The sequence below is a fragment of the Pseudomonas sp. FP1740 genome (assembly GCF_030687165.1).
Classification (GTDB): Bacteria; Pseudomonadota; Gammaproteobacteria; order Pseudomonadales; family Pseudomonadaceae; genus Aquipseudomonas.
On the sequence record NZ_CP117461.1, the window covers coordinates 6,416,698 to 6,439,414 of the forward strand.

Here is a 22,717-nt window from a genome sequence, read left to right on the forward strand (position 1 = left end):
TGGGAATGCATCCAGTGACGCTCTGCGTCACAGCGGACGCGGAGCGTCCGGGGTGGCATTCCCACGCAGAGCGTGGGAACGATCAACAGTACTAGATCCGCCAGAAAGGTTTAAGCCCCTCCTCCCGCGCCTGCTCCCGACTCAACCCGACATCCTTGAGTTGCTCCGGCGTCAGTTCCAACAACGCCTTACGCGTGTGCAGACGATGCCAGAACAGACCCCAGCGACCCAGGCAGGACGGTGCGTTGCGCATAATTACCTCGCGCGCGCCGTTCTGTTGCCCTGCCGCCAGTTCCTGACTGTGTAACGTCAGCCGCACATCGCTCAAGCCGTTCATTTTCGTCGCTCCTGTTTACTTGGGTAGCCAGAGCTTTCATGATGCGCGGACGGCAAAAAGCATTACAGATTCAACGGAGCAGTATTAATTCCATACAGTTTTTCTGTTTCAACCTCTGAATCGCTTATTTTTGCCCCATCTGTATTGGTTAACCGAATCACCCACATCGAGACTGCACCATGACCCTTTACGTCAACCTCGCCGAGTTGCTCGGCACACGTATCGAACAGGGCTTCTATCGCCCCGGTGACCGGCTGCCCTCGGTGCGGGCGCTGAGTGTCGAGCACGGGGTCAGCCTGAGCACGGTGCAACAGGCCTATCGAGTGCTGGAAGACGTAGGCCTGGCGATGCCCAAACCCAAATCCGGCTATTTCGTACCGGTGAGCCGCGAACTGCCAGAGCTACCCGTGGTCGGCCGCCCAGCCCAACGACCGGTGGATATTTCACAGTGGGATCAGGTGCTGGAACTGATCCGCGCCGTGCCGCGCAAGGATGTCGTGCAGTTGGGCCGCGGTATGCCGGACATCAACTCGCCGACCATGAAACCGCTGCTGCGCAACCTGGCACGTATCAGCCGCCAGCAGGACATGCGAGGCCTGTATTACGACAACATCTGCGGCACCCTCGAACTGCGCGAACAAATCGCTCGCCTGATGCTCGATTCCGGCTGCCAATTGAGCGCCAACGATCTGGTAATCACTACCGGTTGCCACGAAGCACTGTCGACCAGCATCCGCGCCATCTGCGGACCGGGTGACATCGTCGCAGTGGATTCGCCAAGCTTTCACGGCGCCATGCAGACCCTCAAGGGCCTTGGCATGAAAGCGCTGGAAATCCCCACCGACCCGCTCACCGGCATCAGCCTCGAAGCGTTGGAACTGGCGCTGGAGCAATGGCCGATCAAAGCCATACAGTTGACCCCCAACTGTAACAACCCGCTGGGCTACATCATGCCGGAGTCACGCAAACGTGCGCTGTTGAACCTGGCACAGCGTTTCGACGTGGCGATTATCGAGGACGATGTGTATGGCGAACTGGCCTACACCTACCCCCGCCCGCGCACGATCAAATCCTTCGACGAGGACGGCCGCGTCCTGCTCTGCAGTTCCTTTTCCAAGACCCTGGCACCGGGCCTGCGCATTGGCTGGGTCGCGCCGGGCCGGTATCTGGAGCGCGTGCTGCACATGAAGTACATCAGCACCGGCTCCACCGCAACGCAACCACAGATTGCGATTGCCGAATTTCTCAAGGCCGGGCACTTCGAACCGCATTTGCGGCGGATGCGGATGCAATACCAGCGCAATCGCGACGCAATGATCGATTGGGTCACCCGTTATTTCCCGGCCGGCACCCGCGCCAGCCGTCCGCAAGGCAGCTTCATGCTGTGGGTTGAGCTGCCGGAGGGCTTCGACACCCTGAAACTCAATCGTGCCCTGCACGATCAAGGCGTACAGATTGCCGTGGGCAGTATCTTTTCCGCCTCGGGCAAATACCGTAATTGCCTGCGGATGAACTACGCTGCCAAAACGACCCCGCAGATTGAAGAAGCTGTGCGCAAGGTCGGTGCGACAGCAATCAAACTGCTGGCGGAAACCGACTGACCTTTCTTCGGGATACGGCGTCCATATGCTATCCGCCACCATCCGGAATACGCGCCGTGAGAATCAGACAGCCCCCGCTTGCTCTTCTGTTACTCGCCTCACTTCTGGGTGGCTGTACGACACTCAATATCCCTCGCGAACCGAGCCAGGCCCTGCCGGCCGCCGACTCTGCTTTTGGCCGTTCGATCCAGGCCCAGGCCGCTCCCCACCAGGGCCAGTCGGGCTTCCGCTTGCTATCCGATAGCACCGAGGCCTTCACCGCCCGCGCCGAGCTGATTCGAAATGCCCAAAGCAGCCTCGACTTGCAGTACTACATCGTCCATGACGGCATCAGCACACGGATACTGATAAGCGAGCTGCTCAAGGCCGCCGACCGCGGTGTACGGGTGCGGATTCTGCTCGACGACACCACCAGCGATGGCCTGGATCAGATCATCGCAACCCTCGCTGTCCATCCGAAGATTCAGATCCGCGTCTTCAACCCGCTGCACCTGGGCCGCAGCACCGTCGTGACGCGTACCATGGGCCGGCTGTTCAACCTGTCGCAGCAACATCGCCGCATGCACAACAAACTGTGGGTGGCGGACAACAGCGTGGCAATCGTTGGCGGGCGCAACTTGGGGGACGAGTACTTCGATGCCGAGCCCAACCGTAATTTCACCGACATCGACATGCTCAGCGTCGGCCCGGTTGCCCAGCAGCTGGGGCATAGCTTCGACGAGTATTGGAACAGTGCTCTGAGCAAGCCGATCGAGCAGTTTCTCTCGATCAGGCCGACACTCAAGGACCTGGAAAATACCCGGACGCGACTGGACGAATCCCTGGAGGAAACGCGCAAACAGAATCACACGCTCTACCAACAGTTGATGACCTATACCACTCATCCGCGCCTGGAGACCTGGCGCCAGGAGCTGATCTGGGCCTGGAACCAGGCGCTGTGGGACGCACCAACCAAGGTGCTGGCCGATGGCGAGCCGGCTCCGTACTTGCAGCTGTCCACCCAGTTGGCACCCGAGCTCAATGGAGTCAGCAAGGAGTTGATCATGGTCTCGCCCTACATCGTACCCGCCCAACCGGGCCTGGTGTACCTGACCGGTCGCGCCGATGCCGGCGTGTCGATAAGTTTGCTGACCAATTCACTGGAAGCCACCGATGTGCCGGCCACGCACGGTGGTTACGCACCTTATCGCAAAGCCTTGCTGGAGCATGGCGTGCAGCTGTTCGAATTACGCCGCCAGCCCGGCGACAACGGAGGCAGCGGCAGCGGACCGCGCCTGTTTCACAGCGGGAGCAGCTCCTCCCGTAGCTCCGACTCCAGCCTGCACAGTAAGGCGATGGTATTCGACCGACAGAAAGCCTTCATCGGCTCGTTCAATTTCGACCCGCGCTCGGTACTGTGGAACACCGAAGTCGGAGTACTGGTGGACAACCCACAGCTCGCCGGACGGGTGCGCGAACTGGCACTGGAAGGTATGGCGCCCCCCCTCAGCTATCAGGCCCGACTGGAAAATAGTCAGATCGTTTGGATCACCGAAGACGACGGCAAGCAGCACACATTGACCAAAGAACCGGGAAGTTGGTGGCAGCATTTCAATTCATGGCTCAGCAGCATGGTCGGCCTGGAGCGGATGCTGTAGCTTGAATTGCCAGGATCTACGCCGGCTGCACCGTCCCAAACGCGCCTTGCCGCGACACCAGAATCACCAACCCCAACGCGCCCGCCGCCATCAGCAACGGCAAGGCATGCCCGCTGATCCACTGGCTGCCGGCACCGGCCGCCAAGGGTCCGATCAGACAACCGATGCCCCACAACTGCGCGATATGGGCATTGGCCCGCACCAGCGCATCGTCGCGGTAACGCTCACCGATCAGGATCAGCGACAAGGTGAACAGACCACCGGCGCTGGCGCCGAACAACACCCACAGCGGCCAGATCAACAGCGTATCGATCAGCAATGGAATCGCCAGGCTCGACAGCAGCAAGAGCATCGCGCAGCCGGTAAACAATGTACGCCGCGACAAGCGATCGGCCAGTGCGCCAATCGGCAATTGCAGCAAGGCATCCCCCACCACCACCGTGCTGACCATCGCCAGGGCGATTTCCGTGGTGAAACCCTGACGCAGGCAGTAGACCGGCAGCAAGGTCAGAATCATCGCTTCGAACGCGGCAAACAGCGACACCGCCCAGGCAATTGCCGGCAGGCCACGGCAGAAGTTCAGCAAGTCGCTGAGGGTCACACTGCAGGCTTCACTGGCAGGTGCGCCGCTACGACCCAGCAGCAGGAACGGTGACGTCATCAGCAAACCGACGCCCACCCAGAAACCGTAATCATGCTCGGTGCCCAACGCCCCCAACAGTAGCGGCCCGGCCAGCTGACTCAGCGCATAACTGCTGCCATACAGAGCCACCAGTCGCCCGCGCCATTGCTCGACCACCAGTTGGTTGATCCAGCTTTCACCAAGGATGAAGACGAGGGTCAGGATTACCCCGATCATCAACCGCAGCACCAGCCAGATCGGGTAGCTCGGCCACAGCGCCAGCAAACCGATGGACACCGCCCCGCCCCACAGGCACAGGCGCATCAGATTGGCCGTGCCGAGACGGGCCGCGAGATGGCTGGAGATCTTTGCCCCCAGCAGTACGCCAATGGCCGGCATCGCCGCCATCACGCCGATCGCGAACGAGCCGTAACCCCAACCTTCCAGACGCAGCGACACCAACGGCATGCTGACACCCAGGGCCAGGCCGACACTCAAGACAGACGCCAACACGGCGAAATAAGTCGCCCAACGCATGTTCCACGCTCCTGTGGATATTTTATGTACAGCACAAAACAGTGTGGGAGCGAGCTTTTGTGGCGAGGGGGCAAGCCCCTTCGCCACAAAAGCTCGCTCCCACAAGGGATCTGCGTCGTTCAGGAGCCCGATTTACCGCCAGGCGCCCTCACTTGCTTACAACTTGATCCAGGTCGCCTTCAGCTCGGTGTACTTGTCGAACGCGTGCAGCGACTTGTCGCGACCGTTGCCGGACTGTTTGAAGCCACCGAACGGCGCAGTCATGTCGCCGCCGTCGTACTGGTTGACCCACACACTGCCGGCGCGCAAAGCCTTGGCGGTGAGGTGAGCCTTCGAGATATCCGTGGTCCATACCGCAGCCGCGAGGCCGTACGGTGTGTCGTTGGCAATCGCAACGGCTTCTTCGGCGGTATCGAAAGTGATCACCGACAACACCGGGCCAAAGATTTCTTCCTGGGCAATTTTCATCGCGTTGCTGACACCGTCGAAAATCGTCGGCTCGACGTAGGTGCCCCCGGTTTCCTGAAGAATGCGCTTGCCGCCAGCCACCAGCTTGGCGCCATCGGTATGACCGGATTCGATGTAGGACAGCACGGTGTTCATCTGCTGGGTATCCACCAGCGCACCGACGTTGGTCGCCGGATCCAGCGGATTGCCCGGCTTCCAGGCCTTGAGGGCTTCGATCACCAATGGCAGGAATTTGTCTTTGATCGAACGCTCGACCAGCAGGCGCGAACCGGCGGTGCAGACTTCGCCCTGGTTGAAGGCAATAGCGCTGGCAGCCGATTCGGCGGCGGCTTGCAGGTCCGGCGCATCGGCGAACACGATGTTCGGGCTCTTGCCACCGGCTTCAAGCCAGACACGCTTCATGTTCGATTCGCCGGAGTAGATCAGCAGTTGCTTGGCGATCTTGGTCGAACCGGTAAACACCAGGGTGTCGACATCATTGTGCAGGGCCAGGGCCTTGCCGACGGTATGACCGTAACCCGGCAGCACGTTCAGCACACCTTTCGGGATGCCGGCTTCAACTGCCAGCGCTGCAATACGAATAGCCGTCAGCGGCGATTTTTCCGAAGGCTTGAGGATCACTGAGTTACCGGTGGACAGCGCCGGGCCGAGTTTCCAGCAGGCCATCATCAACGGGAAGTTCCACGGCACGATCGCGCCGACCACACCGACCGGCTCGCGAGTCACCAGCCCCAGCTGATCGTGCGGGGTGGCGGCGACTTCGTCGTAGAGCTTGTCGATGGCCTCACCGCTCCAGCTCAGGGCTTGTGCCGCACCGGGAACGTCGATGTACAGGGAATCGCTGATTGGCTTGCCCATGTCCAGGGTTTCAAGCAGGGCCAGCTCTTCGGCGTGCTGTTTCAGCAGGCCGGCAAAACGAATCATGGTGGCTTTGCGCTTGGTCGGCGCCAGGCGCGACCAGGCGCCGGAATTGAACGTGGCGCGAGCGTTTTCCACGGCGCGCTGGGCGTCGGCGGCGTCACAGCTGGCAATTTTGCCCAGCAGACGGCCATCGACAGGGCTGATGCACTCGAACGTTTCACCGGAGACTGCATCGGTGTATTCGCCATTGATGTAGGCACGGCCTTCGATCTTCAGATCGCGAGCCCGCTGTTCCCAGTCGGCACGAGTCAGGGTGGTCATACGAGTGTCCTCCTCTTATTGAATACGAGCGCCCGCGCTCTTCGCGGGTGCTGTCAGGAATTCTGCCCGGCCAGCCTGCTTTTCGGCTCAAGGCAACCGCTACCCTAAACCAGCGGCGGGTGAAGTTTCAATATATTTGACAAAAGGCCGTTAAACGACCTTGCGATGTTCATTTTAATAAACATAGACTTTCAATTTTCCAGCCAGTCGCGCCGCAATCACGTGGGAATACCAGCATGAGCATTCAGGATATCGTCGATTTCAGTCAGGCCACCACCCAGCCCGATCGCTATCGGCCAGACCCGGCCAAAGTCCTCAAGGGCGACCCCGAGCAAACGGTGTACAACCACTACAACAGCCCGTGCGGCCAGATGAGCGCAGGTGTCTGGGAAGGCGAAGTCGGTCAGTGGCGGGTGAACTACACCGAACACGAATACTGCGAAATCGTTCAGGGGGTGTCAGTGCTGCGCGATGACAACGGCGGCGCCAAGACCCTGCGCGTGGGGGATCGCTTCGTGATTCCGGCCGGTTTCAAAGGCACTTGGGAAGTGCTGGAGCCGTGCCGCAAGATTTATGTGGTGTTTGAACAGAAGGCTTGAGGGTTTGTGCCGCTTGAACCGACAGCCAACAAAAAAGGCCCGTATCTCGCGATACGGGCCTTTTTCGTAAGGAGGAAAAATCAATTACTTGATTTTGCCTTCTTTGTAGATCACGTGCTTACGAACAACCGGATCATATTTCTTGATCTCGATTTTGTCCGGAGTAGTGCGCTTGTTCTTGTCGGTAGTGTAGAAGTGACCAGTACCGGCGCTCGAAATCAAACGAATCAATTCACGCATGATTAGCTCCCTTAGATCTTGCCATCGCGACGGATTTCGGCCAGCACGACATCAATGCCACGCTTGTCGATGATACGCATGCCTTTGGCAGATACGCGCAGACGCACAAAACGTTTCTCGGACTCAACCCAGAAGCGGTGATGCTGCAGGTTCGGCAGGAAACGACGACGGGTTTTGTTGTTTGCGTGGGAAATGTTATTCCCAGTCACCGGACCCTTACCGGTAACTTGACAGACTCTCGACATGCCTCAGCCCTCTAAAACCACATGCCCAACCCGGCATGGGTTGGCCGCTTAATCTCTCAGTCATTTGGCGCCAGGCGCCGCGTTTCTTTAAGGGTCTTACCGGCTACACCTACAAACGAAGGAACCGGGCCCCTAGAAAAGAGCGCTGCTTTATACCAGAAAGACCAGAGAGCAACAACAACCGGTGTGAATTGAGTTGATAAAAACCTGATTTTTCGGGCGCCGAGTGCCTTGGGTAAAGGCTAAGCCCGATAGCGACCGCTCGTCGCAGAGAATCGGCCAACGAGCCAATTCAGGGTTTTTCTCAACCGTCACTCACCGAAAACAATCACCCATACTCCCCTGAAAATGAAAAAGGGGATAGTCATTTGCAAAAGAGCCCACTAGGGTAAGCCTTTTCCAGACTGCACTTGCAGATGGGCCTTCGATCTGTAAAGGAATCCGACCATGCGCCTCGCTGCCCTACCACTGTTGCTCGCCCCGCTTCTGCTGAGCCCCCTGGCCCATGCCGCCGCCCTGAGCGTCTGCACCGAGGCCAGCCCGGAAGGGTTCGATGTGGTGCAATACAACTCGTTGACTACCACCAACGCCTCGGCCGACGTGCTGATGAACCGCCTGGTGGACTTCGACACGGCCAGCGGCAAAGTGGTCGCCAGCCTCGCGGACAGCTGGGACGTCACGCCCGACGGCCTGACCTACGTCTTCAAACTGCATCCGCAGGTGAAATTTCACCGCACCGAGTATTTCAGCCCGACGCGCGACCTGACCGCCGAAGACGTGAAATTCAGTTTCGACCGCATGCTCGATCCGGCAAACCCGTGGCACAAAGTCGCCCAGAGCGGCTTCCCGCACGCTCAGTCGATGCAGTTACCGACACTGATCAAGAAAATCGACGCCCTGGACCCACTCACCATCCGTTTCACCCTCGATCACCCGGACTCGACGTTCCTGCCGACCCTGACCATGGGCTTCGCCTCGATCTATTCGGCCGAGTACGCCGAGCAACTGATGAAGGCCGGTACTCCGGAGAAGCTCAACAGCCAGCCGATCGGCAGCGGCCCGTTCATCTTCACGCGTTTCCAGAAAGATGCCTCGATTCGCTATAAGGCCAACCGCGACTACTTCCAGGGCAAGCCATCGGTGGACCCGTTGATCTTCGCGATCACCCCGGACGCCAACGTGCGGTTGCAGAAATTGCGCCGCAACGAGTGCCAGATCGCCCTGTCGCCGAAGCCGCTGGACGTACAGGCTGCGAAGCAGGAGCCGACCCTGAAGGTGGAAAAGACTGACGCCTTCATGACCGCATTCGTCGGCATCAATAGCCAACATCCGCCGCTGGACAAGCCGGAAGTGCGCCAGGCAATCAATCTCGCGTTCGACAAAGCCAACTACGTCAAAGCGGTATTCGAAGACACCGCCGAGCCTGCCAATGGGCCCTACCCGCCCAATACCTGGAGCTACGCCAGGAATTTGCCGGGCTACCCTCACGATGTCGAGAAAGCCCGGGCGCTGATGGCCAAGGCCGGGCTCAAGAATGGCTTCCAGACCACCATCTGGACCCGCCCTTCCGGCAGCCTGCTGAACCCCAATCCGAGCCTCGGCGCGCAATTGCTTCAATCCGACCTGGCGGAAATCGGCATCCAGGCCGAAATCCGTGTGATCGAATGGGGCGAGCTGATTCGCCGCGCCAAGGCCGGCGAGCATGACCTGCTGTTCATGGGCTGGGCCGGCGATAACGGTGACCCGGACAACTTCCTCACGCCGCAGTTTTCCTGCGCGGCGGTCAAATCCGGCACCAACTTCGCCCGCTACTGCAACCAGGACCTGGACAAGCTGATCAGCGCCGGCAAGACCACCGGCGAGCAAGGTGTACGCACCAAGCTCTACGAGCAGGCCCAGGCGCAGATCCAGCAACAGGCGTTGTGGCTGCCGCTGGCTCACCCGACCGCCTTCGCCCTGACGCGCAAAGACGTCGAGGGTTATCAGGTCAGCCCGTTTGGCCGGCAGGATTACTCCAAGGTCAACTTCAAGTAATCAGCGTCGCCACAAAAGCTGTGGGAGCAGGCTAGCTCCCACAGGGACTCATCCAGCCTTTCCCCTTCACATCCACCCGTACTCGGCCATGGACAACGGATCGCCGTCACCGACGATGAAATGGTCGAGCACCCGCACATCGATCAGGTCCAGCGCTTCTTGCAGGCGCTTGGTCAGCATCCGGTCGGCTTGACTGGGGTTGGAGTTACCCGACGGATGGTTGTGGCAGAGGATCAACGCTGCGGCGTTGTGGGCCAAAGCGCGTTTAACCACTTGTCTTGGATAGACACTGGTACTGTCGATGGAGCCGCGAAACAGCACTTCAAAGGTCAGCACTTGATGTTTTGAATCCAAAAACAGACAGCCGAATACCTCGTGAGGCTCGTGGCGCAGCATCGACTTCAGGTAATCACGAACCGCCTGCGGATTTTCCAGTGCCGATTTCTGGCGCGCACGTTCGGCTAAATGCCGCCTGCCCATTTCCTGTGCCGCTTGCAACTGAGCGAATTTCGCCGGCCCGAGCCCCAATTGCCTGCTGAACGCAGTTTGATCGGCTTCGAGCAGTGAACGCAGGCTGCCAAACTGACTCAACAGATGCCGTGCCAGATCTACTGCACTTTTACCCGATACACCGGTACGTAAAAAAATCGCTAGCAACTCGGCGTCCGAAAGACTCGCCGAACCCAACTCAAGCAACCTCTCCCGCGGTCGCTCCGCCGCTGGCCAATCGCGAATGCTCATAACACCTCCATGTAAGTGGGCGCCGCTGTTCCGTAGCGGTCGCTGTGATATCGTAGCCCATCTTTTTTGCGGGCGATTTCACCCCTGGGGAGGGGGTATCGCCATGCAGTCATCAACGAAATGAAAGGCAGACCTATGCAGCGGCTGTATCGGAAACGCATCGTTCTGGGCGTCGGCGGCGGCATTGCTGCCTACAAGAGCGCCGAGCTGGTTCGCCGCCTGATCGACCAGGGCGCTGAAGTGCGCGTGGTCATGACCCGTGGCGGCAGCGAATTCATTACCCCGCTGACCATGCAGGCCCTGTCCGGGCACCCGGTCCACCTGGACCTGCTGGACCCGGCGGCCGAAGCCGCCATGGGCCACATCGAACTGGCCAAATGGGCCGATCTGGTATTGATCGCCCCCGCCACTGCGGACCTGATCGCTCGCCTGGCCCAAGGCATTGCCGACGACCTGCTGACCACGCTGGTGCTGGCCACCGACGCGGTAGTCGCCGTGGCGCCGGCGATGAATCAGGCCATGTGGCGCGACCCGGCGACCCAGGCCAACCTGCAAACCCTCGAAAGCCGCGACTTCAAAGTCTTCGGCCCGGCCTCCGGCAGCCAGGCCTGCGGCGACGTCGGCATGGGCCGCATGCTCGAAGCCACCGACCTCGCCCAGTGCGCGGCAGACTGCTTCCAGCGCCAGGCGCTGACCGGCAAACACGTGCTGATCACCGCCGGCCCGACCCAGGAAAATATCGACCCGGTGCGCTACATCACCAACCACAGCTCCGGCAAAATGGGCTTTGCCCTGGCCGAAGCCGCGGTAGAAGCCGGCGCCCGCGTGACCCTGATCACAGGTCCCGTGCACCTGCCGACCCCGGATCGCGTCACCCGCATCGACGTGGTCAGCGCCCGGGACATGCTCGCCGCTTGTGAAGCCGCGATTCCTTGCGACCTGTTTATCGCCTCGGCAGCGGTCGCGGACTACCGCCCGGAAGTCGTGGCCCCACAGAAACTCAAGAAAGACCCTACAAGCGGCGACGGCTTGTTGCTACAGATGGTGCGCAACCCAGACATTCTGGCCACCATCGCCACCCGTCCCGACCGTCCGTTCAGTGTCGGCTTTGCCGCCGAAACCGAACACCTGCTCGACTACGCTGCCCGCAAGTTGAAAGACAAGAACCTCGATCTGATCGTCGCCAACGACGTCGCCAACCCGAGTATTGGCTTCAACAGCGAAGAAAACGCCTGCAGCGTGATCGACCGGGAGCTGCACGCCACTATTTTTGCCCAGACCAGCAAAGGCAAGATTGCCCGCCAGCTGATCACTTTTATCGCCGAACGTCTGAACCAGGTTTAATTTACATGCACGCTTTGCAAGCCAAGATCCTCGACCCACGCATCGGCAGCGAATTTCCGCTGCCGCAGTACGCCACGCCCGGCTCCGCCGGCCTCGACCTGCGCGCCATGCTGGAAAAAGACACTGTCATCAAGCCGGGCGAGACCCTGCTGATCCCTACCGGCCTGTCGGTGTATATCGGCGATCCGGGCCTGGCGGCCTTGATTCTGCCGCGCTCCGGCCTGGGCCATAAGCACGGCATCGTGCTGGGCAACCTGGTCGGCCTGATCGACTCCGATTACCAGGGCCCGCTGATGGTCTCGTGCTGGAACCGTGGCCAGACCGATTTCAACATCGTTGTCGGCGAACGGCTGGCCCAATTGGTGCTGGTGCCGGTGGTTCAAGCGCATTTTGAAATGGTCGAAGAGTTCGTCGAAACCCAGCGCGGCACCGGCGGGTTCGGCCACTCCGGCAGCCACTGATCATCGGCATTCAGGCTGGGAGCACTGCCTGGCCTGACCTACCCCCTGCATTTTAAGGATGAAAATTGCACAGACGTCATCTGGAAGGTTTACCACTGGAAATCAAGGCATTGGCCGGCCAATTGCTCGCCGATGTTGATGGCATGGCCTTTTCACACCACGAACTCTCGGTGGAAAACACCGTCATACCCTTCAGTTTGAGCCCGCAGACGAGTTTTTCGCCGGCAGGTCCAGCCACTTTCAAGATGGAGCATTCCTACAGATGAGCACCCCAGCCCAAGTCGCACCCAAGTTCCCCGACAGCATCTTCCGCGCATACGACATTCGTGGCACCGTCCCGGAATTCTTGAACGCTGAAACCGCTTATTGGCTCGGTCGCGCCATCGGCTCCCAGAGCCTGGCCCAGGGCGAACCCAATGTGTCCGTCGGCCGCGACGGTCGCCTGTCCGGCCCGGAATTGGTGGAACAACTGATTCAGGGCCTGGCCGACAGCGGTTGCCACGTCAGCGACGTCGGCCTGGTGCCAACGCCAGCGCTGTACTACGCCGCCAACGTACTGGCCGGCAAATCCGGGGTGATGCTCACCGGCAGCCACAACCCGTCGAACTACAACGGCTTCAAGATCGTCATTGCTGGCGATACCCTGGCCAACGAACAGATCCAGGCCCTGCACGACCGACTCAAGACCAACAACCTGAGCAGCGGCAAGGGCAGCATCACCAAGGTCGAGATCCTCGACCGCTACAACACCGAAATCGTCCAGGACATCAAACTCGCCCGCCGCCTGAAAGTGGTGGTCGATTGCGGCAACGGCGCGGCCGGCGTGATTGCCCCGCAACTGATCGAAGCCCTGAACTGCGAAGTCATCCCGCTGTTCTGCGATGTCGATGGCAACTTCCCGAACCATCACCCGGACCCGGGCAAGCTGGAAAACCTGGTAGACCTGATCGCCAAGGTCAAGGAAACCAACGCCGACCTGGGCCTGGCCTTCGACGGCGATGGCGACCGCGTGGGCGTGGTCACCAACACCGGCAGCGTCGTGTTCCCGGACCGCCTGCTGATGCTGTTCGCCAAGGATGTGGTAGCACGCAACCCCGACGCGGAAATCATCTTCGACGTCAAATGCACCCGTCGCCTGATCCCGCTGATCAAAGAATATGGCGGTCGCCCACTGATGTGGAAAACAGGTCACTCGCTGATCAAAAAGAAAATGAAACAATCCGGCGCCCTGTTGGCCGGCGAAATGAGCGGGCATATCTTCTTCAAGGAGCGCTGGTTCGGTTTCGACGACGGCATTTACAGCGCCGCGCGGCTGCTGGAGATCCTCAGCAAAGAGAAATCCACCGCGGAAGAGTTGTTCGCGACCTTCCCGAACGATATTTCTACGCCGGAAATCAATATCCATGTGACCGAAGAGAGCAAATTCAGCATCATTGATGCACTGCACGACGCACAGTGGGGTGAAGGCGCCGACCTGACCACCATTGACGGCGTGCGAGTCGACTATGCCAAAGGCTGGGGCCTGGTTCGCGCCTCCAACACCACACCGGTGCTGGTGCTGCGCTTCGAGGCCGATGACGAGGCTGAATTGCAGCGCATCAAGGATGTATTCCACGTCCAGCTGAAGCGCGTTGCACCTGATCTCCAACTACCGTTTTGATCTATTGAAGCACCCGGAGCCCTGAATGACCCTCGAACGCGAAGCCGCCGCCAACACCGCCAAGGTCCTGTCCGAAGCGCTGCCTTACATTCGCCGCTATGTCGGCAAGACGCTGGTGATCAAATACGGCGGCAACGCGATGGAAAGCGAGGAGCTGAAAACCGGCTTCGCCCGCGACATCGTGCTGATGAAAGCCGTCGGCATCAACCCGGTGGTGGTTCACGGCGGCGGCCCGCAAATCGGCGACCTGCTCAAGCGGCTGTCGATCGAGAGCCACTTTGTCGATGGCATGCGCGTCACCGACGCCGCGACCATGGACGTGGTGGAAATGGTCCTCGGCGGCCAGGTCAACAAGGACATCGTCAACCTGATCAACCGTCACGGCGGCAGCGCCATCGGCCTGACCGGTAAAGACGCCGAGCTGATTCGCGCGAAGAAGCTCACCGTCACCCGCCAGACCCCTGAGATGACCCAGCCGGAAATCATCGACATCGGCCACGTCGGCGAAGTGGTCGGGATCAACACCGACCTGCTGAACCTGCTGGTCAAAGGCGATTTCATTCCGGTGATCGCGCCGATCGGCGTCGGTGCCAACGGCGAGTCGTACAACATCAACGCCGATCTGGTGGCCGGTAAAGTGGCCGAGGCTCTGAAAGCTGAGAAGCTGATGCTGCTGACCAACATTGCCGGCCTGATGGACAAGAGCGGCAAGGTCCTGACCGGTCTGAGCACCCAGCAAGTCGACGATCTGATCGCCGACGGCACCATTTACGGCGGCATGCTGCCGAAGATCCGTTGCGCACTGGAAGCGGTACAGGGTGGCGTGGGCAGCTCGCTGATCATTGATGGTCGAGTGCCAAATGCCATTCTGCTGGAAATCTTCACCGACACCGGTGTGGGCACGCTGATCAGCAATCGCAAGCGTCCCTGATTCAAAACCTTAAAAAGATCGCAGCCTTCGGCAGGCACCTACGGATTTCGGATGTACGAAAAACCTGTAGGAGCTGACGAAGTCTGCGATCTTTTTTATGCGCGCAGGAAATGCCTGACCTGATTGGGCGAAACGTCCGACATCATGAAGGAAGCCATCTGCATAGGATCTTCTCTGAATCCACAGGAGGTCTACCCATGCAAAAAGACTACGTCCCTTACGGCAGCGATGTTTCACCTGGCACCTACGCCTGCGTCGATTGCGGTCACGAATACTCGAATCAGGGCAAAACATCGATGCCGCCCTGCCCGCAACTCCGCAAAACCGCGCACATCCGTCATGGCTGGAGAATTCTGACTGGCCAGGGCGATGCTGTGGCTGATCCGTACCCGGAGAAAACCAATAAACCCACCGGGATCAAAAAAGCCGAGACATTCAGCAGCACCAGCAAAAAATAAAGCTGGGGGACTGGGCCATACATAAACAAAAGACCCGTTCAACTTGCTGAGCGGGGTCTTTTGCTGTCTGCAATCCCTGTGGGAGCGTGATTACACGCCGAACTGGGCGCGGTAGGCTTCAACCGCAGGCAAATGTTGCTTGAGCTGCGGATCGTCAGCCAGGAACTCCAGCACCTGGTTCAGCGAAACGATGCTGATCACTGGAATGCCGAAGTCACGTTCCACTTCCTGGATGGCCGACAACTCACCGTTGCCACGCTCCTGACGGTTCAGGGCGATCAGCACACCGGCAGCTTTGGCGCCATCCTGGGAAGCGATGATCTGCATCACTTCACGGATGGCGGTGCCCGCGGTGATCACGTCGTCGATGATCAGCACGTCGCCAGTCAATGGCGCGCCGACCAGGCTACCGCCTTCGCCGTGGGCCTTGGCTTCCTTGCGGTTGAAGCACCATGGCAGGTCACGGTCGTGATGTTCGGCCAGCGCCACGGCGGTGGCTGCCGCCAACGGGATGCCTTTGTAGGCGGGGCCGAACAGTACGTCGAAGGAAATACCGCTCTCGACGATGGCTGCCGCGTAGAAACGGCCCAGCTGCGCCAGGGCTTTTCCTGAGTTGAACAGGCCGGCATTGAAGAAGTATGGACTGGTGCGCCCGGACTTCAGGGTGAACTCACCGAAGCGCAAAACGCCGCGATCGATGGCAAAACGAATGAAATCGCGTTGATACGCTTGCATGAAAAAAACCCCAAATACCACGGATTTAGCTAATTAGGTAGACGCCGTGTATCATACCCGCACGCGATTTTTGGGGCCACTTATGCGGATCATCAGTGTGAACGTCAATGGTATTCAGGCTGCAGTCGAGCGTGGTTTGCTCAGTTGGCTGCAAGCACAGAATGCCGACGTCATCTGCCTGCAGGACACCCGCGCCTCCGCCTTTGAACTGGACGATCCAGCCTTCCAACTGGATGGCTACTTCCTTTATGCCTGCGAAGCCGAAGTTCCCGCCCAAGGTGGCGTGGCTTTGTACTCGCGGTTGCAACCGAAGGCTGTCATCAGCGGTCTCGGCTTCGAGACGGCCGACCGCTACGGGCGCTACCTGCAAGCCGATTTCGACAAGGTCAGCATCGCGACCTTGCTGCTCCCTTCGGGGCAGAATGGCGATGAAGACTTGAACCAGAAGTTCAAGCTAATGGACGACTTCGCCCGTTATCTGGATAAACAGCGACGCAAACGTCGCGAGTACATTTATTGTGGCTCGCTGTACGTGGCGCAACAGAAGCTGGATATCAAGAACTGGCGCGACAGCCAACAATCCCCGGGCTTCCTGGCGCCTGAGCGTGCCTGGATGGACGAGATTGTCGGCAACATGGGTTATGTCGACGCCCTGCGGGAAGTCAGCCGCGAAGGCGACCAGTACAGCTGGTGGCCGGACAACGAACAGGCCGAGATGCTCAACCTGGGCTGGCGTTTCGACTACCAGTTGCTGACCCCTGGCCTGCGCCGCTTCGTACGCAGCGCACGCCTGCCACGTCAGCCACGGTTCTCGCAGCACGCACCGTTGATCGTGGACTACGACTGGACGCTGACGATCTAAGCGTCTTTTCGCAGATGCAAAAAAGCCGACATCGCTGTCGGCTTTTTTGTGCGCGCTGATTTTTACTGCCTGTTATTTGATCAACCGCCAGGTGAAGGGATAGCGGTAAGGCACCCCGTCATTGGCCTTGAGCCCGGCAATGATGCACAGCACCATCGCCCCGATCAGGACCAGCGGCAGCAGCGCAAAACCGATCAACACCAGCATCAGCACGTAACAGATGCCCGAGACCAGGGCCACGGTAATCTGAAAGTTCAGCGCTTCTTTGCCCTGGGCATCGATGAACGGGTCGGCTTCACGCTTCCACTGCCAGAGTATCAGCGGCCCGATCAGGTGACCGAACGGAAACCAGACACCGAGAAACGCCGAGAGGTGACAAAACATCGCCCACTGGCGAGCCTCGGAGCTCGGGGTGGGAAGCAACTGCTGTTCATCACTCATGGCGCTCTCCTTTGCCGGACGTCAAAACAATCAGTCAGCCAGTGCAGCTTTCTGCAGTTCGAAAATCTCGATCATGCCTTTCTTCGCCAGTGCCAGCATTGCGTTCAGCTCTTCCGGCTGGAACGGTGCGCCTTCGGCAGTGCCCTGGACTTCGATGAAACCACCAGTGCTGGTCATCACCACGTTGAGGTCAGTCTCGGCAGCCGAGTCTTCCAGGTAGTCGAGGTCAAGCACAGGCTCGCCCTGGTACATGCCCACCGAAACGGCAGCGATCATTTGCTTGAGCGGGTCGCCACCTTTGAGGCCGCCGCGCTTCTTGATCACTTTCAAGGCATCGACCAGTGCAACCATGGCGCCAGTGATGGACGCGGTGCGGGTGCCGCCGTCAGCCTGGATCACGTCGCAGTCGACGTACAAGGTGACGTCGCCCAGCTTGGACATGTCCAGCGCAGCGCGCAGGGAACGACCGATCAGACGCTGGATTTCCAGAGTGCGGCCGCCTTGCTTGCCGCGGCTCGCCTCACGCTGGTTACGCTCGCCAGTGGCGCGCGGCAGCATGCCGTATTCAGCGGTCAACCAGCCCTGGCCCTGCCCTTTGAGGAAACGCGGCACGCCGTTCTCGACGCTGACGGTGCAGATGACCTTGGTATCACCGAACTCGACCAGTACAGATCCCTCGGCGTGTTTGGTGTAGTTGCGGGTAATGCGGATCGAGCGGAGCTGATCGGCAGCGCGACCACTTGGACGTTTCATAGGGATTACCTGTACGGGGGACGGAAAACTGCCGAGCATTATAGAGCCGTGGGCCGCGAGTGGGCACTTCTAAAAAATTCGCCCGACGATTGAAGGCTCTGAATAGAGCGTAGCCGACGGCCTGCAGCTCATTGTCACAGCGTGTGATTGGGCGCATCCGCCCCACTGCGCTACAATCCTGCGCCTTTGCTGCCTGTCGGCTTTAATTCACAGATAGCGGGTCCGCGAACCATGGGTTACGCGCCGACCTGCATTGCGAGGTACCTCCATGGTGCACAGCATGACCGCCTTCGCCCGCGTCGAGAAAGCCGGCGTCCAGGGCACCCTGAGCTGGGAGCTGCGCTCGGTCAACAGCCGCTACCTGGAACCCCATCTGCGCCTGCCGGAATCTTTCCGCGACCTCGAGGGCGCCGTCCGCGAAGCCCTGCGCCAGGGAATTTCCCGGGGCAAGCTCGAATGCACCCTGCGTTTCACCGAAGAAAGCACTGGCAAACCGCTGCAAGTGGACCGCGAGCGCGCCGCGCAATTGGTCGCTGCCGCCGAGACCGTCGCCAGCCTGATCAAGAACCCGGCCGCGCTGAACCCGCTGGAAGTCCTGGCCTGGCCCGGCGTGCTGGTGGCCGACGCCGCCGACCCGCAAGCGCTGAATGCCGAAGCCCTGACGCTGTTCAACCAGGGCCTGAAAGAACTCAAGGCCGGCCGCGAGCGCGAAGGCGCGGAGCTGGCGCGGTTGATCAACGAACGCCTGACGTCCATTGAAGAAGATGTGGTGATCCTGCGTGAGCTGGTCCCGCAGATGCTCGCCACCCAGCGTCAGAAAGTCCTCGACCGCTTCACCGACATGAAGGCCGACCTCGACCCGCAGCGTCTGGAGCAGGAAATGGTCATGCTCGCGCAGAAGAGCGACGTCGCCGAAGAACTGGATCGCCTGAGCACCCACATCATCGAAGTTCGCCGGGTGCTCAAATCCGGCGGCGCTGCCGGTCGGCGCCTGGACTTCCTGATGCAGGAGCTCAACCGCGAAGCCAACACACTGGGCTCCAAAGCCTTCGACCCGCGCAGCACCCAAGCGGCGGTCAACCTCAAGGTGTTGATCGAGCAGATGCGCGAACAAGTGCAGAATATTGAGTAAGGCAAACCTGACATGACCCACAGTACCGGCACCCTGTACATCATTTCCGCACCTTCGGGCGCGGGCAAGAGCAGCCTGGTCAAAGCCCTGACCGACGCTGATCAGGAGATCCGCGTCTCGGTCTCCCACACCACTCGCGCCATGCGCCCGGGTGAAGTGAACGGCGTGAACTATCACTTCGTCGAACGCAGCGAGTTCGTGAAGATGATCGAGCACGGAGATTTCCTCGAGCGCGCCGAAGTGTTCGGCAATCTCTATGGCACTTCGCAAAGCCACCTGCAGCAGACCCTGGATGAAGGCCACGACCTGATTCTGGAAATTGACTGGCAGGGTGCAGAGCAAGTGCGCAAGTTGATGCCCCAGGCCCGTTCGATCTTCATTCTGCCGCCGTCCCTGGAGGCCCTGCACCAACGCCTGACCAATCGCGGCCAGGACAGTGACGAGATCATCGAAGGCCGGATGCGCGAAGCCGTCAGCGAGATGAGCCATTACGTCGACTACGATTACCTGATCATCAACGACAATTTCGCCCACGCACTGGACGATCTGAAGGCGATTTTCCGCGCCAATCAGCTGCATCAGAAGCGTCAGCAGCAGCGTCATGGCAAATTATTAGCTGAATTGCTCGGCTAATCAGCTCTTCCCAAAACCGCTGCAAGGGCTTTACATTGGTGCTTATAGCGCGTTGAAGAGCCTGGTCAAAAAATCAGCGCTTCCCTAATCGCTGGTGATTTTTTAAACTGTTGAGTCCGCTCGCCCAACCGGGCAGCGCGCATATTGCATTCGCTCCGAGGAATACCATGGCCCGCGTAACCGTTGAAGACTGCCTAGAACACGTGGAAAACCGCTTTGAGCTGGTCATGCTCTCTACCAAGCGTGCCCGTCAACTGGCCACTGGTGGCAAAGAGCCCCTGGTTCAGTGGGAAAACGACAAGCCTACAGTTGTAGCGCTGCGTGAAATCGCTGAAGGCCTGATGAGCTACGAGTTCATCGCCAACGCTGAAATCGTCGAAGACGAACCGCTGTTCGCAGCGTTCGAGGACGAGTCCAACGAGGCAGTATAAGCCATGCCTGGTCGACGTAGCACGGCGCGGGGTCATAGCAAACGGCAGGAATTATCATGCCGAGCATAGACGCCCTCGCCGATCGCTTATCGACCTACCTCGGCAAGGACCAGGTCAACCTGGTCCGCCGAGCGTACTTCTACGCCGAACAAGCCCACGACGGTCAACGCCGCCGCAGCGGTGAGGCGTACGTCACGCATCCTCTTGCGGTGGCGAATATTCTTGCCGACATGCACATGGACCATCAAAGCTTGATGGCTGCAATGCTGCATGACGTGATCGAAGACACCGGTATTGCCAAGGAAGCGCTGCAAGCGCAGTTCGGCGAAACCGTGGCCGAACTGGTCGACGGGGTCAGCAAACTGACCCAGATGAACTTCGAGACCAAAGCCGAAGCCCAGGCCGAAAACTTCCAGAAAATGGCCATGGCCATGGCGCGCGACATTCGCGTGATCCTGGTCAAACTGGCCGACCGCCTGCACAACATGCGTACCCTGGAAGTGCTGTCCGGCGAAAAACGCCGGCGGATCGCCAAGGAAACCCTGGAAATCTATGCGCCCATCGCCAACCGGCTGGGCATGCATGCCATCCGCATAGAATTCGAAGACCTCGGCTTCAAGGCCATGCACCCGATGCGTTCCGCGCGGATCAACCAGGCGGTCAAACGCGCCCGGGGCAACCGCAAGGAAATCGTCAACAAGATCGAAGAGTCCCTCAGCCACTGCCTGGCCATCGACGGCATCCAGGGCGAGGTCAGCGGTCGTCAGAAACACCTCTACGGCATCTACAAGAAAATGCGCGGCAAGCGCCGGGCCTTCAACGAGATCATGGACGTTTATGCGTTCCGGATCATCGTCGACAAGGTCGATACCTGCTACCGCGTGCTGGGTGCTGTGCATAATTTGTACAAACCGTTGCCGGGGCGCTTCAAGGATTACATCGCGATCCCCAAGGCCAACGGCTACCAGTCGCTGCATACCACGCTGTTCGGCATGCACGGTGTACCCATCGAGATCCAGATCCGCACCCGTGAAATGGAAGAGATGGCCAACAATGGCATCGCCGCCCATTGGCTGTACAAATCCAGCGGCGACGAGCAGCCAAAAGGCACTCATGCCCGTGCCCGCCAGTGGGTCAAAGGCGTGCTGGAGATGCAGCAACGGGCCGGCAACTCGCTGGAATTCATCGAGAGCGTGAAGATCGACCTGTTCCCGGACGAGGTCTACGTGTTCACGCCCAAAGGCCGGATCATGGAGCTTCCAAAAGGCTCCACGGCGGTCGACTTCGCTTACGCGGTACACACCGACGTGGGCAACAGCTGCATTGCCTGCCGGATCAACCGTCGTCTCGCGCCGCTGTCCGAACCGCTGCAAAGCGGCTCCACGGTCGAGATCGTCAGCGCCCCCGGCGCACGGCCGAACCCGGCATGGCTCAACTTCGTGGTCACCGGCAAGGCGCGGACCCACATCCGCCATGCGCTTAAGCTGCAACGTCGCTCCGAATCCATCAGCCTCGGCGAACGCCTGCTGAACAAGGTGCTCAACGGTTTCGACAGCTCGCTGGAAAAAGTCCCGGCCGAGCGTGTGCAGTTGATGCTCCACGAATACCGCCTCGAACTGATTGAAGACCTGCTCGAAGACATCGGCCTGGGCAATCGCATGGCTTACGTGGTCGCCCGACGCCTGCTCGGCGAAGGCGAACAGCTGCCGAGCCCTGAAGGTCCGCTGGCGATTCGTGGCACCGAAGGCCTGGTGCTCAGTTACGCCAAGTGCTGCACGCCGATCCCGGGCGACCCGATCGTTGGCCATCTGTCCGCCGGCAAAGGGATGGTGGTGCACCTGGACAACTGCCGCAACATCAGCGAAATCCGCCACAACCCGGAAAAATGCATCCAGCTCTCGTGGGCCAAGGATGTCACCGGCGAATTCAACGTCGAACTGCGCGTCGAACTGGAACACCAGCGCGGCCTGATCGCCCTGCTGGCCAGCAGCGTCAACGCGGCCGACGGCAATATCGAAAAAATCAGCATGGACGAACGCGACGGTCGTATCAGCGTGGTCCAACTGGTGGTCAGCGTGCACGACCGCGTGCACCTGGCCCGCGTGATCAAGAAACTGCGCGCCCTGACCGGGGTCATCCGCATCACCCGCATGCGCGCGTAGCCCACCCTTCACAAGGAGTCATACATGACCAAGACCGTTATCAACAGCGACAAGGCCCCGGCCGCCATCGGTACTTACTCCCAGGCGATCAAGGCTGGCAACACCGTGTACATGTCGGGTCAGATTCCTCTGGACCCAAAAACCATGGAACTGGTCGAAGGCTTCGAAGCCCAGACCGTCCAGGTATTCGAGAACCTCAAAGCCGTGGCTGAAGCCGCCGGTGGTTCGTTTAAAGACATCGTCAAACTGAACATTTTCCTCACCGACCTGAGCCACTTCGCCAAGGTCAACGAGATCATGGGCAAGTACTTCGACCAGCCTTACCCAGCCCGCGCCGCCATCGGCGTTGCAGCCCTGCCAAAGGGTTCGCAGGTTGAAATGGATGCCATTCTGGTCATCGAGTAATGTGTCTGGCGCAGCCTTGCGAGGCTGCGCCGACTGATCTTGTACAAAGGGTTCTGAAAGGATTCC

Annotated in this window: 24 protein-coding genes and 1 pseudogene; 16 read left to right on the forward strand and 9 right to left on the reverse strand. The window is 59.7% G+C overall.

Annotation, left to right across the window (positions count from 1 at the left end):
- Positions 1-91: 91 nt before the first annotated feature.
- Positions 92-337 (reverse strand): DUF1127 domain-containing protein, encoded by a 246-nt coding sequence (locus PSH69_RS28990; RefSeq protein WP_305410512.1) that lies wholly within the window; start codon positions 335-337, stop codon positions 92-94.
- Positions 338-516: 179 nt separating this feature from the next.
- On the opposite strand from PSH69_RS28990, the gene PSH69_RS28995 reads away from it, so the two are divergent.
- Positions 517-1,938, forward strand: a complete 1,422-nt coding sequence (locus tag PSH69_RS28995; RefSeq protein ID WP_305410513.1) for a PLP-dependent aminotransferase family protein — start codon at positions 517-519, stop codon at positions 1,936-1,938.
- A gap of 56 nt (positions 1,939-1,994) precedes the next feature.
- Positions 1,995-3,575 (forward strand): phospholipase D family protein, encoded by a 1,581-nt coding sequence (locus tag PSH69_RS29000; RefSeq protein ID WP_305410514.1) that lies wholly within the window; start codon positions 1,995-1,997, stop codon positions 3,573-3,575.
- A gap of 16 nt (positions 3,576-3,591) precedes the next feature.
- Here PSH69_RS29000 and PSH69_RS29005 read toward each other — a convergent pair whose 3' ends face one another.
- Both PSH69_RS29005 and PSH69_RS29010 read right to left on the reverse strand, forming a co-directional pair.
- Positions 3,592-4,734, reverse strand: coding sequence for an MFS transporter (locus PSH69_RS29005; RefSeq protein WP_305410515.1), 1,143 nt, complete (start codon positions 4,732-4,734; stop codon positions 3,592-3,594).
- 156 nt (positions 4,735-4,890) lie between these two features.
- Positions 4,891-6,384: an aldehyde dehydrogenase gene (locus tag PSH69_RS29010; RefSeq protein WP_086944351.1), complete on the reverse strand. Its 1,494-nt coding sequence runs from the start codon at positions 6,382-6,384 to the stop codon at positions 4,891-4,893.
- Between the two features lie 236 nt (positions 6,385-6,620).
- Here PSH69_RS29010 and PSH69_RS29015 point away from each other — a divergent pair, with 236 nt between their 5' ends.
- A complete protein-coding gene (locus PSH69_RS29015) occupies positions 6,621-6,983 on the forward strand; it encodes a cupin domain-containing protein (RefSeq protein WP_018927493.1) in 363 nt (120 codons plus the stop codon).
- An 84-nt stretch (positions 6,984-7,067) separates the two neighbouring features.
- Here the strand turns inward: PSH69_RS29015 and rpmG are convergent, their stop codons facing one another.
- Positions 7,068-7,223, reverse strand: coding sequence for a 50S ribosomal protein L33 (gene rpmG / locus PSH69_RS29020; RefSeq protein WP_003177274.1), 156 nt, complete (start codon positions 7,221-7,223; stop codon positions 7,068-7,070).
- A gap of 11 nt (positions 7,224-7,234) precedes the next feature.
- Positions 7,235-7,468 carry a 50S ribosomal protein L28 gene (rpmB, locus tag PSH69_RS29025; RefSeq protein ID WP_018927492.1) on the reverse strand — a complete coding sequence of 78 codons (234 nt, stop codon included), beginning with the start codon at positions 7,466-7,468 and terminating at the stop codon, positions 7,235-7,237.
- Positions 7,469-7,915: 447 nt separating this feature from the next.
- Between rpmB and PSH69_RS29030 the strand changes: the two genes are divergently transcribed.
- The gene (locus PSH69_RS29030) at positions 7,916-9,502 is read left to right on the forward strand and encodes an ABC transporter substrate-binding protein (RefSeq protein WP_305410516.1); all 1,587 of its coding nucleotides are present in this window, start codon (positions 7,916-7,918) and stop codon (positions 9,500-9,502) included.
- Between the two features lie 66 nt (positions 9,503-9,568).
- Here the strand turns inward: PSH69_RS29030 and radC are convergent, their stop codons facing one another.
- Positions 9,569-10,243, reverse strand: coding sequence for a DNA repair protein RadC (gene radC / locus PSH69_RS29035; protein WP_086944350.1), 675 nt, complete (start codon positions 10,241-10,243; stop codon positions 9,569-9,571).
- Positions 10,244-10,378: 135 nt separating this feature from the next.
- Between radC and coaBC the strand changes: the two genes are divergently transcribed.
- The 6 genes and pseudogenes from coaBC to PSH69_RS29065 all read left to right on the forward strand — a co-directional run bounded on the left by coaBC (position 10,379) and on the right by PSH69_RS29065 (position 15,097).
- The gene (coaBC, locus tag PSH69_RS29040; protein WP_019650096.1) at positions 10,379-11,587 is read left to right on the forward strand and encodes a bifunctional phosphopantothenoylcysteine decarboxylase/phosphopantothenate--cysteine ligase CoaBC; all 1,209 of its coding nucleotides are present in this window, start codon (positions 10,379-10,381) and stop codon (positions 11,585-11,587) included.
- A 5-nt stretch (positions 11,588-11,592) separates the two neighbouring features.
- Positions 11,593-12,048 carry a dUTP diphosphatase gene (dut, locus tag PSH69_RS29045; RefSeq protein WP_105342285.1) on the forward strand — a complete coding sequence of 152 codons (456 nt, stop codon included), beginning with the start codon at positions 11,593-11,595 and terminating at the stop codon, positions 12,046-12,048.
- A 65-nt stretch (positions 12,049-12,113) separates the two neighbouring features.
- A complete protein-coding gene (locus PSH69_RS29050; protein WP_305410517.1) occupies positions 12,114-12,314 on the forward strand; it encodes a hypothetical protein in 201 nt (66 codons plus the stop codon).
- A gap of 17 nt (positions 12,315-12,331) precedes the next feature.
- A pseudogene (locus PSH69_RS29055) lies at positions 12,332-13,708 on the forward strand (phosphomannomutase/phosphoglucomutase); the annotation flags it as partial.
- Positions 13,709-13,733: 25 nt separating this feature from the next.
- Positions 13,734-14,639: an acetylglutamate kinase gene (gene argB / locus PSH69_RS29060; protein WP_018927486.1), complete on the forward strand. Its 906-nt coding sequence runs from the start codon at positions 13,734-13,736 to the stop codon at positions 14,637-14,639.
- 197 nt (positions 14,640-14,836) lie between these two features.
- Positions 14,837-15,097, forward strand: a complete 261-nt coding sequence (locus PSH69_RS29065) for a hypothetical protein (RefSeq protein ID WP_305410518.1) — start codon at positions 14,837-14,839, stop codon at positions 15,095-15,097.
- A gap of 90 nt (positions 15,098-15,187) precedes the next feature.
- Here the strand turns inward: PSH69_RS29065 and pyrE are convergent, their stop codons facing one another.
- Positions 15,188-15,832, reverse strand: a complete 645-nt coding sequence (gene pyrE / locus PSH69_RS29070) for an orotate phosphoribosyltransferase (protein WP_018927484.1) — start codon at positions 15,830-15,832, stop codon at positions 15,188-15,190.
- An 82-nt stretch (positions 15,833-15,914) separates the two neighbouring features.
- Here pyrE and PSH69_RS29075 point away from each other — a divergent pair, with 82 nt between their 5' ends.
- The gene (locus PSH69_RS29075) at positions 15,915-16,694 is read left to right on the forward strand and encodes an exodeoxyribonuclease III (RefSeq protein WP_007934608.1); all 780 of its coding nucleotides are present in this window, start codon (positions 15,915-15,917) and stop codon (positions 16,692-16,694) included.
- A gap of 72 nt (positions 16,695-16,766) precedes the next feature.
- Here PSH69_RS29075 and PSH69_RS29080 read toward each other — a convergent pair whose 3' ends face one another.
- Together PSH69_RS29080 and rph are read right to left on the reverse strand one after the other, a co-directional pair.
- Positions 16,767-17,135, reverse strand: a complete 369-nt coding sequence (locus PSH69_RS29080; protein WP_018927483.1) for a DUF4870 domain-containing protein — start codon at positions 17,133-17,135, stop codon at positions 16,767-16,769.
- Positions 17,136-17,165: 30 nt separating this feature from the next.
- Positions 17,166-17,888 (reverse strand): ribonuclease PH, encoded by a 723-nt coding sequence (rph, locus tag PSH69_RS29085; RefSeq protein WP_007934600.1) that lies wholly within the window; start codon positions 17,886-17,888, stop codon positions 17,166-17,168.
- A 268-nt stretch (positions 17,889-18,156) separates the two neighbouring features.
- On the opposite strand from rph, the gene PSH69_RS29090 reads away from it, so the two are divergent.
- From PSH69_RS29090 to PSH69_RS29110, 5 genes are all read left to right on the forward strand, one after another.
- Positions 18,157-19,020: a YicC/YloC family endoribonuclease gene (locus PSH69_RS29090; RefSeq protein ID WP_019580465.1), complete on the forward strand. Its 864-nt coding sequence runs from the start codon at positions 18,157-18,159 to the stop codon at positions 19,018-19,020.
- A 12-nt stretch (positions 19,021-19,032) separates the two neighbouring features.
- Positions 19,033-19,653, forward strand: a complete 621-nt coding sequence (gene gmk / locus PSH69_RS29095) for a guanylate kinase (protein ID WP_018927481.1) — start codon at positions 19,033-19,035, stop codon at positions 19,651-19,653.
- A gap of 167 nt (positions 19,654-19,820) precedes the next feature.
- A complete protein-coding gene (gene rpoZ / locus PSH69_RS29100) occupies positions 19,821-20,084 on the forward strand; it encodes a DNA-directed RNA polymerase subunit omega (protein WP_003177259.1) in 264 nt (87 codons plus the stop codon).
- A gap of 56 nt (positions 20,085-20,140) precedes the next feature.
- The gene (spoT, locus tag PSH69_RS29105) at positions 20,141-22,246 is read left to right on the forward strand and encodes a bifunctional GTP diphosphokinase/guanosine-3',5'-bis pyrophosphate 3'-pyrophosphohydrolase (RefSeq protein WP_007934594.1); all 2,106 of its coding nucleotides are present in this window, start codon (positions 20,141-20,143) and stop codon (positions 22,244-22,246) included.
- Positions 22,247-22,270: 24 nt separating this feature from the next.
- On the forward strand, positions 22,271-22,651 hold the full coding sequence (locus PSH69_RS29110) for a RidA family protein (protein ID WP_003177257.1): 381 nt from the start codon (positions 22,271-22,273) through the stop codon (positions 22,649-22,651).
- The last annotated feature ends 66 nt before the right edge of the window (positions 22,652-22,717 follow it).

Excerpts from the sequence above, each read along its gene's own strand:
- PSH69_RS28990 (WP_305410512.1), bottom strand. The coding sequence starts at position 337 with ATGAACGGCTTGAGCGATGTGCGGCTGACGTTACACAGTCAGGAACTG.
- PSH69_RS28995 (WP_305410513.1), top strand. The coding sequence starts at position 517 with ATGACCCTTTACGTCAACCTCGCCGAGTTGCTCGGCACACGTATCGAA.
- PSH69_RS29005 (WP_305410515.1), bottom strand. The coding sequence starts at position 4,734 with ATGCGTTGGGCGACTTATTTCGCCGTGTTGGCGTCTGTCTTGAGTGTC.
- PSH69_RS29010 (WP_086944351.1), bottom strand. The coding sequence starts at position 6,384 with ATGACCACCCTGACTCGTGCCGACTGGGAACAGCGGGCTCGCGATCTG.
- PSH69_RS29015 (WP_018927493.1), top strand. The coding sequence starts at position 6,621 with ATGAGCATTCAGGATATCGTCGATTTCAGTCAGGCCACCACCCAGCCC.
- rpmG (WP_003177274.1), bottom strand. The coding sequence starts at position 7,223 with ATGCGTGAATTGATTCGTTTGATTTCGAGCGCCGGTACTGGTCACTTC.
- rpmB (WP_018927492.1), bottom strand. The coding sequence starts at position 7,468 with ATGTCGAGAGTCTGTCAAGTTACCGGTAAGGGTCCGGTGACTGGGAAT.
- PSH69_RS29030 (WP_305410516.1), top strand. The coding sequence starts at position 7,916 with ATGCGCCTCGCTGCCCTACCACTGTTGCTCGCCCCGCTTCTGCTGAGC.
- radC (WP_086944350.1), bottom strand. The coding sequence starts at position 10,243 with ATGAGCATTCGCGATTGGCCAGCGGCGGAGCGACCGCGGGAGAGGTTG.
- coaBC (WP_019650096.1), top strand. The coding sequence starts at position 10,379 with ATGCAGCGGCTGTATCGGAAACGCATCGTTCTGGGCGTCGGCGGCGGC.
- dut (WP_105342285.1), top strand. The coding sequence starts at position 11,593 with ATGCACGCTTTGCAAGCCAAGATCCTCGACCCACGCATCGGCAGCGAA.
- argB (WP_018927486.1), top strand. The coding sequence starts at position 13,734 with ATGACCCTCGAACGCGAAGCCGCCGCCAACACCGCCAAGGTCCTGTCC.
- PSH69_RS29065 (WP_305410518.1), top strand. The coding sequence starts at position 14,837 with ATGCAAAAAGACTACGTCCCTTACGGCAGCGATGTTTCACCTGGCACC.
- pyrE (WP_018927484.1), bottom strand. The coding sequence starts at position 15,832 with ATGCAAGCGTATCAACGCGATTTCATTCGTTTTGCCATCGATCGCGGC.
- PSH69_RS29075 (WP_007934608.1), top strand. The coding sequence starts at position 15,915 with ATGCGGATCATCAGTGTGAACGTCAATGGTATTCAGGCTGCAGTCGAG.
- PSH69_RS29080 (WP_018927483.1), bottom strand. The coding sequence starts at position 17,135 with ATGAGTGATGAACAGCAGTTGCTTCCCACCCCGAGCTCCGAGGCTCGC.
- rph (WP_007934600.1), bottom strand. The coding sequence starts at position 17,888 with ATGAAACGTCCAAGTGGTCGCGCTGCCGATCAGCTCCGCTCGATCCGC.
- PSH69_RS29090 (WP_019580465.1), top strand. The coding sequence starts at position 18,157 with ATGGTGCACAGCATGACCGCCTTCGCCCGCGTCGAGAAAGCCGGCGTC.
- gmk (WP_018927481.1), top strand. The coding sequence starts at position 19,033 with ATGACCCACAGTACCGGCACCCTGTACATCATTTCCGCACCTTCGGGC.
- rpoZ (WP_003177259.1), top strand. The coding sequence starts at position 19,821 with ATGGCCCGCGTAACCGTTGAAGACTGCCTAGAACACGTGGAAAACCGC.
- spoT (WP_007934594.1), top strand. The coding sequence starts at position 20,141 with ATGCCGAGCATAGACGCCCTCGCCGATCGCTTATCGACCTACCTCGGC.
- PSH69_RS29110 (WP_003177257.1), top strand. The coding sequence starts at position 22,271 with ATGACCAAGACCGTTATCAACAGCGACAAGGCCCCGGCCGCCATCGGT.